General features: G+C 69.4%; 14 protein-coding genes and 2 pseudogenes. 4 read left to right on the top strand and 12 right to left on the bottom strand.

Going from position 1 to position 17598, the window contains the following annotated elements:
- Positions 1–46: 46 nt before the first annotated feature.
- Positions 47–1294 carry an NAD(P)/FAD-dependent oxidoreductase gene (locus tag ACIBKX_RS06165; protein ID WP_363271940.1) on the top strand — a complete coding sequence of 416 codons (1248 nt, stop codon included), beginning with the start codon at positions 47–49 and terminating at the stop codon, positions 1292–1294.
- Between the two features lie 26 nt (positions 1295–1320).
- Here ACIBKX_RS06165 and ACIBKX_RS06160 read toward each other — a convergent pair whose 3' ends face one another.
- The gene (locus tag ACIBKX_RS06160) at positions 1321–1923 is read right to left on the bottom strand and encodes a TetR family transcriptional regulator (protein ID WP_363271939.1); all 603 of its coding nucleotides are present in this window, start codon (positions 1921–1923) and stop codon (positions 1321–1323) included.
- 99 nt (positions 1924–2022) lie between these two features.
- Here ACIBKX_RS06160 and ACIBKX_RS06155 point away from each other — a divergent pair, with 99 nt between their 5' ends.
- Positions 2023–2715, top strand: coding sequence for a nitroreductase (locus tag ACIBKX_RS06155; protein ID WP_363271938.1), 693 nt, complete (start codon positions 2023–2025; stop codon positions 2713–2715).
- 132 nt (positions 2716–2847) lie between these two features.
- Entirely contained in the window at positions 2848–4401 is a 1554-nt protein-coding gene (locus tag ACIBKX_RS06150) for an oxidoreductase (RefSeq protein WP_363271937.1), read from the top strand.
- A gap of 147 nt (positions 4402–4548) precedes the next feature.
- On the opposite strand, the pseudogene ACIBKX_RS06145 reads toward ACIBKX_RS06150, so the two are convergent.
- A pseudogene (locus ACIBKX_RS06145) lies at positions 4549–5037 on the bottom strand (zinc-binding dehydrogenase); the annotation flags it as partial.
- On the opposite strand from ACIBKX_RS06145, the gene ACIBKX_RS06140 reads away from it, so the two are divergent.
- Positions 4982–5110, top strand: coding sequence for a hypothetical protein (locus ACIBKX_RS06140; protein ID WP_363271936.1), 129 nt, complete (start codon positions 4982–4984; stop codon positions 5108–5110). The pseudogene ACIBKX_RS06145 and the gene ACIBKX_RS06140 overlap by 56 nt on opposite strands.
- Positions 5111–5127: 17 nt before the next feature.
- Here ACIBKX_RS06140 and ACIBKX_RS06135 read toward each other — a convergent pair.
- From ACIBKX_RS06135 to ACIBKX_RS06090, 10 genes and pseudogenes are all read right to left on the bottom strand, one after another.
- A pseudogene (locus tag ACIBKX_RS06135) lies at positions 5128–5262 on the bottom strand (alcohol dehydrogenase catalytic domain-containing protein); the annotation flags it as partial.
- A 256-nt stretch (positions 5263–5518) separates the two neighbouring features.
- On the bottom strand, positions 5519–5908 hold the full coding sequence (locus ACIBKX_RS06130) for a MerR family transcriptional regulator (protein WP_363271935.1): 390 nt from the start codon (positions 5906–5908) through the stop codon (positions 5519–5521).
- Between the two features lie 98 nt (positions 5909–6006).
- Complete coding sequence (locus tag ACIBKX_RS06125) at positions 6007–6462, bottom strand: very short patch repair endonuclease (protein ID WP_363271934.1); 456 nt, start codon at positions 6460–6462, stop codon at positions 6007–6009.
- Positions 6463–6466: 4 nt separating this feature from the next.
- Complete coding sequence (locus tag ACIBKX_RS06120) at positions 6467–7582, bottom strand: DNA cytosine methyltransferase (RefSeq protein ID WP_363271933.1); 1116 nt, start codon at positions 7580–7582, stop codon at positions 6467–6469.
- Between the two features lie 57 nt (positions 7583–7639).
- A complete protein-coding gene (locus ACIBKX_RS06115) occupies positions 7640–9538 on the bottom strand; it encodes a DUF6339 family protein (protein ID WP_363271932.1) in 1899 nt (632 codons plus the stop codon).
- Between the two features lie 3 nt (positions 9539–9541).
- The gene (locus ACIBKX_RS06110) at positions 9542–10438 is read right to left on the bottom strand and encodes a hypothetical protein (protein ID WP_363271931.1); all 897 of its coding nucleotides are present in this window, start codon (positions 10436–10438) and stop codon (positions 9542–9544) included.
- Positions 10435–12381, bottom strand: coding sequence for a hypothetical protein (locus ACIBKX_RS06105; protein WP_363271930.1), 1947 nt, complete (start codon positions 12379–12381; stop codon positions 10435–10437). Before ACIBKX_RS06105 ends, ACIBKX_RS06110 begins: the two co-directional genes overlap by 4 nt.
- 5 nt (positions 12382–12386) lie before the next feature.
- Positions 12387–13430: a PD-(D/E)XK motif protein gene (locus ACIBKX_RS06100; protein WP_363271929.1), complete on the bottom strand. Its 1044-nt coding sequence runs from the start codon at positions 13428–13430 to the stop codon at positions 12387–12389.
- Complete coding sequence (locus ACIBKX_RS06095; protein WP_363271928.1) at positions 13427–16009, bottom strand: Z1 domain-containing protein; 2583 nt, start codon at positions 16007–16009, stop codon at positions 13427–13429. Before ACIBKX_RS06095 ends, ACIBKX_RS06100 begins: the two co-directional genes overlap by 4 nt.
- Before the next feature lie 445 nt (positions 16010–16454).
- Complete coding sequence (locus tag ACIBKX_RS06090; RefSeq protein WP_363271927.1) at positions 16455–17465, bottom strand: SEC-C metal-binding domain-containing protein; 1011 nt, start codon at positions 17463–17465, stop codon at positions 16455–16457.
- Between the last annotated feature and the right edge of the window lie 133 nt (positions 17466–17598).

Raw genomic sequence — 17598 nt, 5'->3', positions numbered from 1 at the left:
GCCCCCAGGCGCGCGCAAGCGATCCGACGAGGGACCAACACCAGAGATGACCGCCCGAACCCCTGCCCGTGTCCGTACCGCCCTGGTCATAGGGGGTGGCATCGCGGGCCCGGTGGCGGCGATGGCGCTGCGCAAGGCGGGCATCGAGGCGACGGTGTACGAGGCGGGCGCCGCCGGCTCCGCGAAGAGCGCGGGCCCGAGCCCCGCCCTGACGATCGCACCGAACGGTCAGCAGGCGCTGTCGGCGATCGACGCGTCGGACGTCATCGACGACATCGGCACGCCGCTCGCTTCGACGACCCTGCGCAGCTGGACGGACCGGCAACTGGCCGAACTGACGCCACCCGCAGACCTCCCGCCCACCCGCTTCGTCTGGCGCACGGAGCTGCACGAGGCGATGGCACAGGAGGCGGCGAGCCGCTCGATCGAGATCCGTTCGGGCAAGCGACTGCTGGACGCGACGGACACCGGGACGGGCGTCACGGCCCGTTTCGCGGACGGCTCGCAGGCGAGGGCGGACATCCTGATCGGCGCGGACGGCCTCCGCTCGACGGTCCGCCGCCTGATCGACGCGTCGGCGCCAACTCCGCACTACGCGGGAACACTTACGTTCACGGGGAGGGTGGAAGGAACTGAACTCTCCTCCACGTCCGGTGTCTTGCACCAATGCCTGGGCAGGCGCGCGTACTTGACGTACCAGATAGGCGACGACGGCGCGGCGGTGTGGTCCGCGACGCTCCCGCACCGCGAACCGATGACGACGGCGGAGGCGCAGTCGGTGGGCGCGGCGAAGTGGCTGACCCGCTTGCGGGAGGCCTTCGCCGAGGACCGGACGGCGGCCGCGTCCCTCCTCGGTTCCACGTCCCCCCGATCCCTCCTGATCACGGGCCCGACCGAGAGCATGCCCCCGGTCCCGACCTGGACGCGCGGCCGGATGGCCCTGATAGGCGACGCGGCCCACGCGACTCCGCCGGCATCGGGCCAGGGCGCGTCCCTGGCGTCGGAGAGCGCGGTCCAACTGGCCCGCTGTCTGCGCGACTTGCCCCATGCGGGGGCCTTCAAGGCGTACGAGTCCCTGCGCCGCCCCCGAGTCACCCGCATCCTGAAGCACGCGACGACGACCCCGACGGCGACATCGGCGGCGGCCCGCACGGCGGCGGCCAGGCCGGCGGGCGTGCTGGGCCGCACGTTGCGGGACGCGGTGCTGCCGGTGGCGATGAAGGTGGGGAGCGGATCGCTGTGGGGGACGTGGCAGTTCGCCCACCACATCGACTGGGACGAGCGGGTCGGCTAGAGCTCACTAGGACTCGCTAGGGCACGCTAGGACTCGCTCGCGACGAGGGCGTGCTCGATCAGGACCTCGGCGGCGGCGCGGGCGTACCGACCGTAGTCCGCGTCGTCCAGCACCATGGCGCGACTGGCTGCCCCGTCGGCAAGGGTGACCAACTGCTCGGCGAGCAGGCGTGGTTGACGACACCCCAGGACGGTCACGAGGGCGGTCACGATGTCGGCCATCCGCAGCTTCTGCTCACGGGCGCAGGAGTGAACGCTGCTCTCCGGGTCGGGAAACTCGACGGCGGCGTCAATGAACGGACACCCGCGCACGGGGGCGCCGCCCCCCGACGACGGCTGCTCGAAGAGCCGCAGGACCCGCTCACGCGGAGGGATGTCCTCGCGGGTCAACACGCTCTCCAGGGTGTTCCCTGAGGCGGCGAGGCCCCGCAGGTGGGCGACGACGAGATCGCTCTTGGTCCGGAAGTGCGCGTAGAGGGTGCGCTTGGAGACGGGCGCTTCGTCGGCGACCTGTTCCATGCCGGTCGCGTTGATCCCCTGGGCCGCGAAGAGCCGCCCGGCGGCCTCGAGAATCCGCTCGCGCGCACCGCGGCCGCGCCGCCGCTGGGCGGTGGTCGTGTCCGTACTCATGCGCAAAGTATACGTGTGCGTTTACTTAAGGGGGGTGAGGTTGCTAGGGTCCTCGTAGGTAAACGTTTCCGTTTACATACAGGTCTGGAGGGGCACCACGTGGAACCGACTGTCTGTGTCGAGCCGACTGGCTGCGCGGAGAGGCTGATACGCGACCGTCACGCGACCCGGGCGTTCCGCCGGGAGGCGACCGTGCCGCGGCACACGATGCGCGAGTTCTTCTCCCTGGCGGGCACGGCGCCCTCCAACTCCAATACGCAGCCGTGGCGGGTGGAGGTGGCGAGCGGCGCGGCACGGGACCGGGTGGCGAAGGCGCTGCGGGCGGCCCACGCGGAGCGGCGTACGTCGCTGGACTACCCCTACTCCGAGGACATGTACGCGCAGGTGCACCGGGACCGCCGATCGGCATTCGGCGCGGACTTGTACGGAGCGCTGGGGATAGCCCGTGACGATCCGGCGGCACACGAGGCGTACGACGCGGAGAGCCTGAACTTCTACGACGCGCCGCACGCCGCGTTCCTGTTCGTCACGGGCGACGGCGGCCCACGCCTGACGGCGGACGCGGGCGCGTACCTGCAGACGCTGCTCCTGGCGATGCGGGCGTACGGGGTGGACAGCTGCCCGCAGGGATTGCTGAGCTTCTACGCGGACACGATCCGCACGGAACTGGGCGTGACGGAGGGGCGGTTGCTGGTGGGGGTGTCTTTCGGGTACGCGGACGAATCGGCGCCGGTGAATCGGGTGAGGACGGCGAGGGCGGCTCTGGAGTCGACGACGAGGTTCCACGACTGAGGACCGGTGCGGCCATGACTGTCATGACTGAGGACGGTGCGGTCATGACTGTCATGACTGCCATGACTGAGGACGGTGCGGTCATGACCGAGAGGCATGCGAGGGAAGATCGATGATCCCTACCCTGAACGGGTGTTCTCTTACGACGAGTTGACTGCGCCGGAGCGTGCGCTGTGGGACGCGTTTCCCGAGGGGCGACGCGTGGATCTGCGTACCGGAGTGCCCGAGGACGACTGCGTGGACGAAGGCGGGCGGTGGGGCGCCGGGCGGACGGTGCGGGCCGCCGTGATCGTGGCGCTCCTGCTGGGCGCGAACACCGCGGAACCAGGCGCCGTCGCGTGTCTGAAACTCGCGGGGGCGCGAATATCGGGGCGCCTCAACCTCGGCGGCGCGCGGATCGAGCGTGACCTGTGGCTGGAGGACTGCTGGTTCGAGGAATCGGTGGACCTTCTGGGGGCGACGGCGCAGACACTGGTGATCACGGGCTGCCGGGTGTCGGGTATCGAAGCCGACGCGGCCCGCTTCGAGGGCAACATCGACCTGCGGCGATCCGTCGTGCGGGCCGGCGCCACCTCGCCCTTCAACCACGAGAACACCGCGCTGTCGCTCAGCAACGCCCATGTGACCGGCGGCATGCTCCTTACCGACGCCGAGTTCAACGCACCCGGAGGGTGGGCCGTGTCCGCCGGCGGCCTGGTCATGGAAGGGGGCGTCTTCTGCAAGGGCGGTTTCGTGGCGCACGGTGAAGTCCGGTTGCTGGGAGCGCAGTTGCCGGGTGGGCTGTTCATGCGGGGCGCGAGGCTGGCGGGCCCGGGACGGCGCGGGGTGGCGCTCGCGCTGGACAACGCGGTGGCTTCGACGCTCGATTTCTCCGACGGGTTCACGGCGAACGGGACGGTCCGGCTGCGGGGCACGCAGATCTCGGACAACGTGTCTTTTGAGGGAGCGGTGTTGAACGGCCCGCCGGGCGGCGGGCCTGCCCTGATCGCCCAACGGATGCAGGCAGTCGACTTCCGCTTCACCCCGGCTCAAGTCCCCGCAGGCCCGCTGGACTTGCGGGGCGCACAGGTGTCGTATCTGCACGAGAACCGGCACAGCTGGCCGGAGGTGGTGGAGCTGGACGGTTTCGTGTACGGCTCGATCAAGGTGGAGGAGGCGGGTGAGGGGCAGGAAGTCGCGGGGTACCGGGAGTCGGCGGCGCACCGCGTGGCGTGGCTGCGCCGGAGCCCGGGGTACAGCCCGCAGCCGTACGAGCAGTTGGCGAGCTGGTACCGGACGATCGGCCACGACGACGAAGCCCGCCGGGTACTCCTGGCGAAACAGCGCCACCGACGCCGAGCCCTTTCCGCGCCGACGCGAGCCTGGGGCCACCTGCTTGACGCGACGGTTGGCTACGGTTACCGCCCCTGGCTGGCCGGTGTCTGGCTCCTGATCCTTGCCCTGCTGGGCACCCTGATGTTCGCCGCGCACACTCCCGCCCGGGTGAAACCGGGCGAGGGCGCCCCGTTCCAGCCGCTCGTCTACACGCTGGACCTCTTGATCCCCATCGGCGGCCTGGGCCAACGCTCGGCGTGGTACTGGACGGACGACGGCCCCCAAGCCCTGTCCTACCTGCTGATAGCCCTGGGCTGGGTGCTGACGACGGCGGTGATCGCGGGCGTGACGCGGACGCTGCAGAAGAACTAGGTGCGGCGGGGCGCTCCTAGCGCCAGGGATCAAGGGCGAGCTTGCCCAGGGTCTGCCCCGCTTCGAGTTGCCGCAGCACGTCCGCCCCTCACTGAGGGGGTGAACTTGAGGCGTGCCGGGCGCGTACACGCCATGGTCGACAAGGGCCTCGATCTCGCGGAGCACCGACTGATAGAGGGCCGGTGCCGCGACGGCAAGGGCCCCGATGTGCAGACCCTTGATCTGCACCGGGTGGGTGAAGACCAGGTCGTGCGTGGTGAGGCTGGCGTCGCCGGAAGCGGCGCCGAAGACGACGACGCGTCCGGTGAAGGGCTTGGTGACCGACAGACTGGTCTTGAAGGTGGCCTGCCCCACGGACTCCAGAACCAGGTCGACGCCGCCCCCGGTCAGCCGGATGATCTCCTCGGCCAGATCAGGACGCCGACTGTCCAACACATGTTGCACACCAAGGGCTTTGACGGTGTCGTGCTTCGCCGGTGAAGCCGTGGCGACGACGCGCGCACCGTAGTGCCGGGCGAGCCGAACGGCAGCCTGCCCGACCCCGCCGGCGGCGGCATGGACGAGGACGGTCTCACCGCCCTTGACCTCGCCCAGCGGCTTCAAGGCGGCCAGGGCGGTGGCCCAGTTCAACACCATGCCGAGGGCGGCGGCGTCGCTCCATCCGACCGGCACGGGAAGCACACCGGCGGCCGGCATCGTCATGTACTGAGCGAAGGCCCCGGGCCCGACCCCGACGACGTGGGTACCGAGCGGCAACGGACGCTCGACATCCGGGCCGACCCCCACAATCTCCCCGGCAGCCTCGAAGCCCGCGACGTAAGGGGCCTCCGGTCCTCCCCCGTACGCCCCACGGGTCTGCATGACGTCGGCGAAGTTGACCCCGGCGGCACCGACGCGGATCAGGTACTCGTCGGCTCCGGGAGCGGGGAGGCGCTGATCGGTGGCGAGGGCAAGGTCTTGCGGCCCCAGGTACGACTGCTGGACGAGCGCCACCATGGCCTGCGGAGCAGCGATGTTCTGCTGCCCGTCGTTCTGCTGCCCGTCGTTCTTCTGCTTGCTGATCTCCATGGCCAGAACGTAGGAGCCTGACACTTACGTCAAGGTCAAGAGACAGTCCTCAGGAATCAGTACGGCGGGCCTCGCGCAGGTAGCTGTCGAGCGCCGCCTGCTGATCGCTGAGAACGGCGATACGAGAGGCGAGCCGATCGCGATAGCTCTGCACTTCGTGCAGGAACTCCGCGCATACGACGTCGGTGCCGACATCGGAACCGTGATCGGAGCTGTGATCGGAGCCGTCGGTGAGGCGGGGCAGAAGCTCCCGGATCAACCGGACGGGCAGCCCGGACTCCAGCAGAGTGCGGATGACGAGCACGCGGTCGATAGTGGACTGGCAGTAGTCCCGGAACCCGTTGCTGAATCGGCCGGGAACGATCAACCCCTCATCCTCATAGTGCCGCAACGACCTCGCACTCACCCCGCTGATCCGGGAAGCCTCACTGATCTTCATGCTTGGAGGCAACGTTCGGGAGCACGGCGATCTTCCGGCGGTCGTACCCTCTCCCGCACTTTGAGGCCGAGACCACCGGTGGATGAGCCTTAGACAGATCATCGGCTCCCGGGCTTCGGGCGGCGCCCGTCGCCTTTCGTCGATCGCAGCGCCGCAGTTACCTGGGCGGTCACCTGTTCCGGCGTCTCGTGCTCCCAGAAGCGGAGGACGGTCCAGCCGAGCGATTCGAGATGGGCGGTGGTCCTGGTGTCGCGCATGGCGTTCTTGGTGATCTTTTCGCGCCAGAACGTGGGGTTCGTCTTCGGGTAGGTGGCGTGCTCGGGGCAGCCGTGCCAGAAGCAGCCGTCGATGAAGACCGCGACGTGAGGGCCGGGGAAGGCGATGTCGATCGTGTTGCGGGCCATTCCGGGGACCGGGCGTTGCAGCCGATAGCGGAGACCCGCGGCGTGGAGCAACCGCCGGACGGCCACCTCCGGTTTGGTGTCCCGCGAGCGCTGCCTGCTCATGCGGGCGGAGACGGCACGGGACGTGGGAGTTGATCGTGAAGCGGGCACGGGCTCAGTGTGGTGCGTCTGCCTTGTCTTCGTCACGGACCCCAGGGGACCAGTCCGCGAGGGCGCTCCACACGTCCTCGCCGGGTGCCGCCAGGCCGAGCGCGGCGCTGAGGACGTGGATACCGAGGCGGGGCGGAACGGCGTTGCCGATCTGTTGGGATTTGTCGCCGCCGGACCAAGGGAACTGCTTTGGGAAGGTCTGGAGCTGCCCTGCTTCGCTCTCGTTCAGCCGGCGTAGCTCTTCCTCCGCAGGGTCGTCGGTGACGATGCGATTGCGGGAGACCTTGCCGGTCACTGTGGCGGCGGGCTCGCAAGAGCGGCGTCTGCCGCGCAGCTTGGGATCGCCGCCGGTGCCGTAGTTGGAGATGACCCGGAAGGGGTCGGTGCGCTCTGTCAGCACGTCCTCCATTGCCACCCAGCTCTGAAGGACGAAATCGCCCTCCGGCCGTGGGACGCCCTTGCGGTATCGGTGGTGTGTGGGCGTGGGAAGGGCCGCCGTACGCCCGTCGCGGCGGGCGACGAGGATCGCGCGACGGCGGGTCTGCGGGACGCCGAACTCCTCGGTGTGCAGGATGCCGTGGGCCACCGAATAGCCCTCCTGGGCCAGGGCGTCGCCGTACGCCTTCCATACGGGCAGGGCCGCGGGCACCTGCTCAAGGACGATGGCGTCATACGGGCGGAGCTCGGCGTCGTCGATGGCATTCAACGCCCAGCGCAACGGCTCCAGGACGAGCCCGGTGCGCTCGTCGTCCATCTCGGCGAGGTCGGCGTCGATGTTGTCGCGTGTGTCGCGGTCGACGAGCCGTTGCACGAACTTCAGCACGTCGTCCAGGGCGCGGCGACCGGCCCCGGAGCCGGCGACGGTGAAGCTCTGACAGGGCGGGCCACCGGCGAGGACATTGGCCTCGGGGAAGTCCGCCGGACCGTACTTCCGCACATCTGCGTGGATCGTGTGGAGACCTGCCTTGTCACGCGTCATGACCGCGTTCGCGTCCCATTCGATCCCTACCGACGGGATGCCCAGGACCGTCGCGGCCATGTCCAGTCCGCCGGGGCCGGCGAAAAGGTCCACGATGTGGAAACCCGCAGGCGGGCGCTGGTGAGGCAGAGCGACGGTCATGGTGAGCGAGTTTATCGGTGATGGTGGTGTGTGGGGGCAGGCGGAGTACCGGTCGCGTCAGGCGGTCCGCAGCGCGGCATGGATCGCGCGCCCCAGTGCCTCGCCGACGGGAGGCGGGGAGGCATGGCCGACCTGACGGTAGCGGGCTGTCTTGCGTCCCGCGAAGGCCCAGTCCTTGGGGAAGCCCTGGAGCAGGGCCGCCTGCTCGACGGTGAGTGCCATCATGCCTTCGCGGCCCAGGGCCGGGTTCCACTTGAAGTAGGGACCCGGCGCCTCGTCGGCGACCGTGCCGCCGTCCACGCCGATGCGGGCCCAGGCCTTCTTGGAGCCGGTCGGTCCCAGGTCGGCGCCACCGCGCTCCCAGGAACCTCCGACGAGGGTGGGGGCGACGTCGGTGGCCTGTGCCGCCCACTCGGCGGCACGGGGCCAGCCACGGGCAGCCATGGACGGGCCGAGCGCCTGGCCGACACTCATCGGGGGTTCGGGTGCCGGTGACGGGATCCGGAACGCCTCGGCCGCCGCGGGGTCGGCGAAGGCCAGGAGGATGCCCTGTCTCCGGTCCTGCGGCACACCGTGCTGAGCGGCGTTGAGAACGAACCAGTGCAAGGAGTAGCCACTCGCGGACAACTCCCGCTCCACGGTCTCCCTGAGCGGTGCGTATGCATCGCTCGTGACCAGATCAGGCACGTTCTCGATCAGGAGGGCGTGGGGACGCAGCACCTGTGTGAGCGTGAGGGTGGCGTGGAAGACGGCCAGCTCGTGGTCGTTCCCGCGTTCGCGGGCGACGGCCGCTGCGGCCTTCACGCGGGGCAGACCGCCGGAGATCAGGTCGAGCCCCGACATGCCCGGCTGCTGCAGGACCGAGGCTGGGTCCAGCGTGCTCAGGTCCGCCAGGTGCACGCGCCAGTCGGGTCGGTTGAGACGCAGCGTGTCGAGGGTGATGGGGCGGTTGTCGATCAGCAGCGCGGGGTCGAAGCCCGCGCTTTCCAGGCCCAGCGCGAGGCCGCCGGCACCGGCGCACAGTTCCAGGGAGGTGAGGCGTCGGGTGGGCGTGGGTTCGGGCGTGGCCGGCCGTGGCGCATCGCGCCTCGATCTCAACGCGGCGGCAGCCGCTTCAAACGGGGCGAGGAGATCGTGGTCGGGGTTGTACGTGGGCTCTGGCGGCGTCTGGTGTGCGGGTTCCGGCGCGATCGGCTGTGCTTCCTCGGGCCTCAACGCGGCCACGGACTCCTCGGCCACGGCGAGCAGTTCAGTCCGCAACTCGGTGTCGTCCAGGGCCTCGAAGATGACGAAGGGGGCGAGCCTGAGGAGCCGCTTGAGGAAGTCCCGCAGCACATCGCGCTCGGCGAGACCGTGCAGGTCGACGGCTGCCCACGCGTGCAGGATGTTGCGTACGAGATGGGGGCTGCCGCCGAGGGACTTGCGACGGGCGTAGATCTGGTCGAACGCGGCCTCGCCGAGGATGTCGAGTGCCGCGTACGGCTCGGGGGCCGACGGATCGCGGACGAGGTGCGCGCGCCACCACAGGCGTCCGAAGACGTGCCGGGTGAGGTCGCTGGCCACCACACGGTCGCCTGGCGGGCGCGGGTAGCGCCAGTGTGCGACGTCCGGGAGCAGCACGAGAGCGAGAAAGGCCCAGACATCGCCGGACGCGGCTTCCGCCGGCATCAGGTCCATCTCGGTGTGCAGGAGCGAGGCCAGGTCGAGGTCGAAGCGGGCTCGGGCCGCACGGGAGGGCTCATCGGGGAAGCCCGCGCGTTCGGCGACGCCCAGGACGCGGGCCCGTAGGTCGCGGAGTTGCCCCTCGGTGATCCGGTCGCCGCCGGTGGCGACGTAGACCGCGGACTCGTGGCGGTACGCGACATGCTCGGCCAGGTCGCGGGGGGCCATTTCCTTGTACTGCCGGTGGAGAGGTCTGGCCTGTCCGGCGAGGAGGCGGGGGTAGAGGAGAGCCATGAATCACGCCTCCTGGAGGATTCGGGTCGCGGCCTGGAGCTCGGAGGCGAAGAGGCTCGGCGAGTTCTGCCGGAGCTGGCGCAGGTCCTGGATCGTGCGGCCGGGAAAGAGCCGGTGGAAGAGATTGACGAGGGTGGCGCCCAACGAGTCCTCAAGGAAGTCCGCGTCATCGGCGAACTCCTCCTTGAGCAGGGCATGTTCCACCATGATCCGGGCGCAGTCGGAGTACACCATCGAGAGGACGACGCGATCCACCGGTCCGGGCCTGGCGGCGTGGGCGAACGCGGCGGACACCTCCTCGGCCTTCTCGTTGACGAGGAGAAGCATGGAGCCCATCGCGGCGGCGTTCAGGTCCGAGCCGAGCTGCAGGTGCCAGGCCGCGCCGTCCCTGAACGAGGTATGGGCGAAGTCGATCACCGTCATGGGGAAGAGCGGCGCGTCGCCCTGGAGGCGCAGTGCCGCCGCGTCGTCCCAGAGCAGGGACCCGGCACGGCGTGGCGCGAAGGGGGCAGCCGTCCCGGCCGTACGGGAGAGGACGAGCACCGTCTCCAGGGAGAGCACGCCCCCGAGCTGGGCACCCGGCAGGACGGCGTGCAGGTTCACGGTGCGTACGCCGTCACCGGTCAGCGGAACCCGCTGAACGGAACCGCGGAGGTTGGAACCGGAGGCGGTCCAGATGGCCGCGAGGGTGAGTACCGCCCCGTCGGCGAGGGCCGCCCCTGTGCGTGCCGCCGACAGATCGACACGCACGGTGCGGCTCAGTTCGACGTCCATACGGTAGTCCCAGAAGTCCAGGGACTCGGGAAGGTCGGTGGTGGCACCGTCGAGGACGAGCTGCCACGGCTCGGCCCGGACACAGGAGGCGGCGGGAGAGCGGTAGGGGAGGGCGAGCCTGCTCACGAGACGATCACCGCCTGGGTCTTCACGGTGATCTCCGTGATGGTGTCCGGCGCAGGCCGGACCACGGCACGCCAGACCGTGTCGTCGCCGCCCTCGATGACGAAGGTGGGTGTGGTGTGGAGCTTGCCGGTCGGGTCCTCCCAACCGACGAGGCCGGGCATGGCGGCGCCCGCCGGTGGGTCGGTCTCGCGGTTGCCGGTGCCGGGAAGGGCCACGGCCAGCTCGACGCGGACGCGCTGCACCATTGGAGCCGGCAGGGTGAATGCCTGGACGAGGACGGAGTGCCCGAAGCGCTCCTCGTACGTGGTCTCGCCCGCGTACTTCACACGGGGGCGGGGAGCCCGGGCCGTACCGTCCGCCGGGGGCGAGGTGTCGGCCGAGCCCGTGCCGCGGCCGCCGCGCCGGGAGCCCGCCCGGGCGCGCCGCTCCGGCAACTCCTCGTCGTCGTCCGGTGCCGCGGTGGCGCGGCCCGTGGACGAGGTGCCGTAGTCCGTGGCGCCCCCGGTTCCCCAGGCGCCGCCGACCAGTGGGGAGAAGCGGGCGCTGGCCGCGCCGAGCGCCACGTTCGCCGAGCCTTCCCGAGTGGATCCGCCCAACTGGAGGAGCTCGTCGACCGCTTCTTTGAGACGGGTGAAGGTGGTGCGGACGAACGTCTGGCCCTGGCCCTCCATGCCTTGGTGGTTCCACGCGTCATGTGTTGGCGGCTCGGCCTCGGCGTAAGTGTCGTCCATCTCCTCGCAGGCGCGGAACACACCCGCGTACGAGAGGAGTTCGGCACCGGTCTCGCGTCCCGGCCAGTAGGTGACCACCAGCTCCGCGGGGCGCATCAGCGCCACGTGGTGCACGGACCGCTCGACCTGAACCATCTCCATGGCCCGGCGCGCGGCCGGGGAAGGCTCGAGGGGGATGACGGGGCGCTGGATGAGCCCCAGCCGCCCCAACTCCCTGACGGGCCGGTGGCACGACAGGGTGCGGCCCTCGTCCGTGCCCAACTGGCGGTAGGCGTCCACGAAGAGGTTGAGCGGGGACGTGGTGCGCGGGTCGGGGACGGGGAAGTCACGCCCTTCACAGGTGACGGCGAACCGCATGGGCAGGGTGCCGTCGGTGCGCTCCAACATCTTGGGCCACAGGTGCCAGGCCACGGTCTCGGCGAGGTAGGCCGCGGCCTCCCTCGGTTCCAGGCCGTCGAGTTGGGGGTCGAGGACGACGACGCTGGTGCCGGTCTCGTCCTCGCCGAAGGGGGTGAGGCCCAGGCGACGGGCCGTCTCCTCCGCATCGGCGTCGATGAGGGGGTCGATCACGTCCCCGGACGCGTCGCCCCACCAGTGCCGTCCGGTGTAGCGCGTCTCGACTCCCCCCGCATCCCTCGCCCGATAGCTCTGCCCCAGGGCGCAGCCCATCAGGCGGGTCTCCAACTTCCCGTGTTCATTGCGGCAGCGGGTGTGCACGAGCACCGTGCCGAGGCTGGACAGGAGGTAGAAGATGGCCTTGCCGAAGCCGTAGGTGCCGCCGCCGAGCTTGGTGTCGCGGGGCTCCCCGACGTTCCGCACGAAGGCGATGAAGTCCTGTCGGCCCCTGGAAATCTCGTGGGCGCGGACGGGGCCGCCGAGCCCGTTGGTGCCCCGGTCGGAGACCGTCATGATCCGAATGCCCGCGCGAAGCGCGTCACGCAGGGCGAGGTGCTCGTTCGAGGGGGCGCCGTTCAGCAGGAGCCTGCGCCAGGTGTCGGCATAGGCCGGGCCGACGTACCCCAGGTCAATGCCGAATCGGACCGGTCCGCTGTGCTCGGGATCTCTGGCGTCCCAACTGTTCTGTGCGGCTTCGCGAACAAGGACGGTGAGCAGGTCCAACTCGGGGCGGCCGAGCTGGTTGAGAATTCCCTCGGCCGCGCTCGCGCCTTCCGGCGGATAGGGGTGGGAGTACCACTGTGGTTCGGCGCGCACGTCTGTCACTCGCTTCCCCCGAGCATGGCGGTCAGATGCCTCTCCACCTCGGTCATCGGGAGAGGGCTGGGCGTGGGCACGGTGAGATCCACCGTGTACTCGACGTCGATGACGTTGCCCGGCACTTCGGCGACGGCGAGGTCGGCCGTTGTTATGCGCGGAAACCCTTCCTCCACCGCGTACCAGCGCTCGTCGCGCACGAGGAATCGGGTCGAGCGATAGCGCTCCGCGTCGACGGTGTGGTACCCGGCCGAGGCAAGGAGACCGAGCAGCGTGCTCTCGTCGTCGCACAGGCGCAGGGCATGTTCCACCAGGTCGACGACGCTTGTCCCCGCACTGCCCTCGGGGGCGCTCTCTACGCGCAGGCAGGCGAGTCGGAGGGCGCCTCCCTCCGGCGGCTCCAATTGGCGCAGGCCGTGGACGCGTATACGCAGTGCGTCGCTGGTGGTGGTCTTCACCTCGACGGCGTCGGTTCCGGAGGTGAAGTCGTGCGGACGGCCGCTCGGGCCCGTCCACAGCCTGTGGGCGCTGGGGGTCTCGGCGAGAAGTCGCAGCAGTATCTGCAACTCTCCGTACAGGCCCGCGAGTTGTTCGGGTCCGAGCAGTGCGCCGTGGGCGCGGAAGAGGGCACGCCAGCGGTCCAGGACCCGGTGTAGGGCCTTGAGGGCCTGTGAGGAGGAGGTGGGTCGCCCGTCCTCGGCGAGCAGGGTGATCTCCCGCAGTATGTTCTCGCCGAGCCCGGTGAACACGTCGTCGAGGTCGCGGTGCAGGCAGCCGAGGTCGGCGTAGTACTGGTAGACCTCTTCGTCCTCGAGGGGGCGCTTGCGCAGGCGCAGGACCTGGCCGTCGCGGATCTCGCGGAGGTGCTGGTTGCCGGCGACGGGTATCAGCAGATGCCGATGCCCTTCGTGGTCGACGGCTGCGAGAAGCGGCCCGCGCGACGTGGGGACCGGCAGCGGTGCGGTGCGGAGCCGGTTGTCCGCGGACACGGGGGCGAGCGCGAGGTCGCGCCAGCTCTCCTCCAATGCCTGCCGAAACTTCTCGCTCACGCGGCGTCCTCGCCCTCGACCGTGCGCTGGTCCTCGTCGTCGGTGTCCTCCAGCCGGATGCCGGAGAGGTCCGCCGAGATGTAGCTGCCGTCCCAGTGGACCTCGCTGTCCTCGTCCTCCTTGGGGTCCGGGAAGACCAGGCCGACGCCGATCACATGTTCCTCGGCGCCGAGTGGCTCACGGGAGTCCTTGCGGCGTTCGGAGGGACGGGAGTCCTTGTCGATCGGGTACAGCACGAGCAGTCCGGTGTCCGGGAGCTGCTCGCGACGCTTCCCCTTGATCTCCTCTTCCGTCAGACCGCGGGAGACGTCCGTCAGGTCGACGGCGGCGTCGGCGCGGCTCATCAGGGTCTTGATGTCCGCGAAGTCTGGTTCTCCCGTGGGGTTGTGGAGCCGGGAACGAGTGATGCGACCCACGCTGACGCCCGGGGCGAAGGCGAAGTCCGCTTCGTTGCCACTCGCGGGGTTGCCGATGATCGCGATGTTCCAGCGGAGAAGGGAGCCTTGCCGGACGCGGCGCCGGATGTACGAGGAGATCAGTTTGGCGTCGCATTCCTGGGAGTTCTCGTGGAAGCGATACCGACTCAGGAATCCGAGCACATCGGTGTGCGGCACACCGCGCAGGAGGTGGCGCCCCTCCTCGGGGCGCTGGTCTTGCGTGACGGCTTCCGTGACGGCGCGACGTACCAGGTCGCAGGCGGCGTCCTGGTTGTCGCGCAGCCAGTCGGCGCGGGTGTGGAAGTAGTGGGTCTGTATCCGGCCGCCGCCGTACGCCGTGCTGGCCCTGATCGCGGACTGCATCTTGGCAGCGGCGGTTACCCGCAGCGTCGGATGGGTGCGCACGCGGACCGCGAAGGTCTGCGGAGTCTTGCTCTCGTGGAGGTACACGTCGATGTCGCGGCGCATGTCCGCCTCAACCGTGGCCAAGTGCCGGAACGAGGCGTGTAGTTCGTCAGTCATCCACACGCGGGGGAGATCGGCGTACCCGTGGCGGAATCCGAACCAGCGCCCCATCTGGAGCAGCGTGTCGTATGCCGAGGCGGCGCGCACGAAGTAGGTGACGGCGAGGCCTTCCAGCGTGAGGCCGCGGGAGAACTTGTTGCCGCCGACGGCGATTGCGACCACCGGGCCGTTGTCGTAGTCGAGGGTGTCCTCGCTCTCGGAGTTGTCCATGATGATCCGGCAGTCGCCGATCACACCCGGCAGCTCTTTCAGGAGCGCGTCGAAGGGAACCTTCGTTTCCCCGAAGTCCTCGGCGGGCACCCGTGAGGTCTCCTTGTCCCAAAGGGTGCGAAGCCGCTGCAGGGTGTCCGGGTCGTCCAGGCGGCCCAGGGTGTGTGCGCGAAGGTGCTTGAGCGGCGCGCGGAAGCTGTTGTGGACCTGGATGCGCATGCTGGTGTGGATCAGCATGGTGGAGTGCTTGTTGCCGCTGCCGCGCACTCGTCGGGCGGCGGTGGTGAGCCAGAAGTACTGGACGGCCTCTTCGAGGGTGTCGGTGATCTCGGGCGTGAACCCGTCGGCGTCCGCTCGTGTCGCGGGGCTGACCAGGGGGACGTCTTCCCTGGGGACGCTGCGGATCATGTCGTACCCGTCGTCCACGTCCTCCGGGTCCTCGCCGTCGAGGGCGTACCGGCCGAAGAGCACCTCCGTGCCGAAGTGTGCCTTGGGCTGCGGCAGGTTGACGATGAAGTCGCCGGGATAGAGGTCCTTCGCCGCCGGGTCGATGAGGACGTTGGCGAAGGGCGTCGCGGTGTACCCGACGTATGCCGCCTTCGGCAGGGTGTCGAGGATGCGGAGGATCAGCGGGTTGATCGAGGCGGTGGCGACGCTGGCCTGGTCGGCCTCGTCGTCGATCACCAGCGCGGGGGCCTGCTGCAGATGGTCGGAGGCGGACTCCAGCCAGCGCGCGAACTTGCGGAGCACGGTGGCGTTCTTCTTCACCACGCACAGCACGCGGGTGCGGTTGCTGCCGCCGAAGAAGGACGCGGCGTTCTCCGTCGGGACAAAGTCACGGTCAAGACCGGTGAGCTGCGACCAGTTCGTGGGATCGGACTCCACCAGCTGCTGGGCGAGACGGGCCTGGGTCTGACGGCGGAGGCCGTTGTGGATTCCGGCGAGCACGATGAAGAGCTTGTAGCCGCGGTCCGCCGCCTTGGCCATCACCGAGGTGAAGTTGGTGGTCTTGCCGGACTGCACGTAGCCCACGACGAGGCCGCGGGTGGAGAAGTCGGGTTCCTTGGGGTGGTTGAGCAGGGAGACGACGCGCGTGGACGAAGCGTCCAGGTCGCCGATCGCGTCCGGGGTCCAGCCCGACCGTTCCAACTCGCGCTGGATCGCGGGCCAGGCGCGGTCGTTCTCGCGCGGACCGGTGTACCAGGTCTCCCGGTTGCCGTTGACGGCTACCCGCGGCTCCTCCATCTCCTTGATCGAGAGCAGCTGCTGCTCGTGGAACTCACGGATGCGCTGGATCCGGCCGTCGTCGACGCCCAGAATCTCCAGCTGCTTCACGGCTTCCGCAGGCGTGCTGGTGTCCAGGAGATTGCGGAAGACGCCGTACATCTGGTCGAGTTCGCTGCTCAATTTGATTCCTTATGGGGCGGCGCCTGGCATTGACATCCCGAATACTTCCCTGACTCGACGCGGTTGGCGGAGCCATGGAATTCCAGGATGCGAAATTTACGCTTGGTGCTGATTCGGGTCGCGCGATGACCGGACTTTGCCGGTGACGCCACACAGCCGAGAACGGGGATCCCTTGAGGCGGGCGCCGACGCGCCGCCGGTGGTGGGCACGGCGTTGCGCCGGTCGGCGGAGGGCGCATAAATGCATCGGCTGTTGTGTTCCTCGGGTGCGCAGGGCTGGAATCTGCGCAAGCGAGAGAAGACGGCTCGGCAGTTTCAGTGTTCCAATATGACGGTATCGCACACGAGTTTCATAGTGGCCGGGGGTGCGGAAGTACAGGACTCGAGGCTCGGTCAAAGATCCCGAAAGGGCCGGCGGGCGAGAAACCGGAGATACGCCCCGTTGTCACGGCCTCCCGTGGCACTCCTCATATGTCACTCCAGACCCACACCAACAATCAACCCCCGCCTGGGGAGGCCACCCCACAGCCCGCCCCCGCGCAGCCAACGTCGTCGCGTACTGCGGCAGCAGCGACGCGTCCGTCGGCTGGGAGCCCTCTGAAGCCGCGAAGGCCTCGTAGGACGGGACCGTTCCCGTCACGATGCCCAGGTTGGGGGTGCCCGACGCCGACAGTTCCCTCAACGACGACTCTATGGTCGACAAGTGGGCCTCGTGGGACGGGTACTCCGTTCCCAACTCCGGGTACGCCGTCAGGAGTTCCTCCAGTTCCGACGCCGGCCAGTGCAGGACCGCCACCGGGAACGGGCGGGACAGTGCCTCCCTGTACGAGCCCAACTCCGCCTGGATGCGGGAGATTTCCGCCCTCAGTTCCGCCGGGTTGTTCGAGCCCAGGGACCAGATGCGCTTCGGGTCGTGGAGTTCGTCCAGGGGGACCGGGGACGTCGAGACCTCGTCCGCCAGCGTGTCCCACGCATCGTGCTCCGCGCCCAGCAGACGGCGTACCCGGTGGCGACCGAAGAGCAGGGGGCGTTGGTCGTAGGTCGGGGTCGTTCCCGATGACTGCGGGAGCAGGAGTTCCAGTGCTTGCGTGAAGGTTTCCTGCGCCTGGGTCAGTTCGTCGTGGGACTCCAGTGACTCCGCCACGATGACCCACGGGGCCGGGTCCCTCGGAGACGCCGCCCTTACGCCGTCGATGATCGCCCTTGCCTCCGCCTCATGGCCGTACTCCCAGAGGTTCGCCGCCTTCAGCGCCCGGATCAGGGTCGGGGCCGAAGGGCGGGCCGCCGGGGCGAGCAGGCGGTCGTACAGGGTGGTCGCGCGGTCTCGTTCGCCGGCTAGTTCCAGGTGGGCTGCGGCCTGGAGCAGGAGCTGCTCGGCGTCCTCGGGGTACAGGCCGGCCGTGCGCTCCAGGCGCTCGGCTTCGGCGATGTGGTCGGCAGGCGTGTCGGGGCGCATACGGGACACCGTACTGCCGAGAAGGGGGATTGCAGGAGGGGTGCCGTGCCCGGCAGGCAGGGATCGGCGCGGCTCGGGGCCAGGGGCCTGCCGTCGTACGCATGGATTGTTCGCGGGCGTGGGCCTATCGTGC

Source organism: Streptomyces sp. NPDC050658, from assembly GCF_044457025.1.
Taxonomy (GTDB): Bacteria; Actinomycetota; Actinomycetes; order Streptomycetales; family Streptomycetaceae; genus Streptomyces.
Note: the sequence above shows the minus strand (reverse complement) of the source record. Positions and strands in the feature narration are given on the sequence as shown.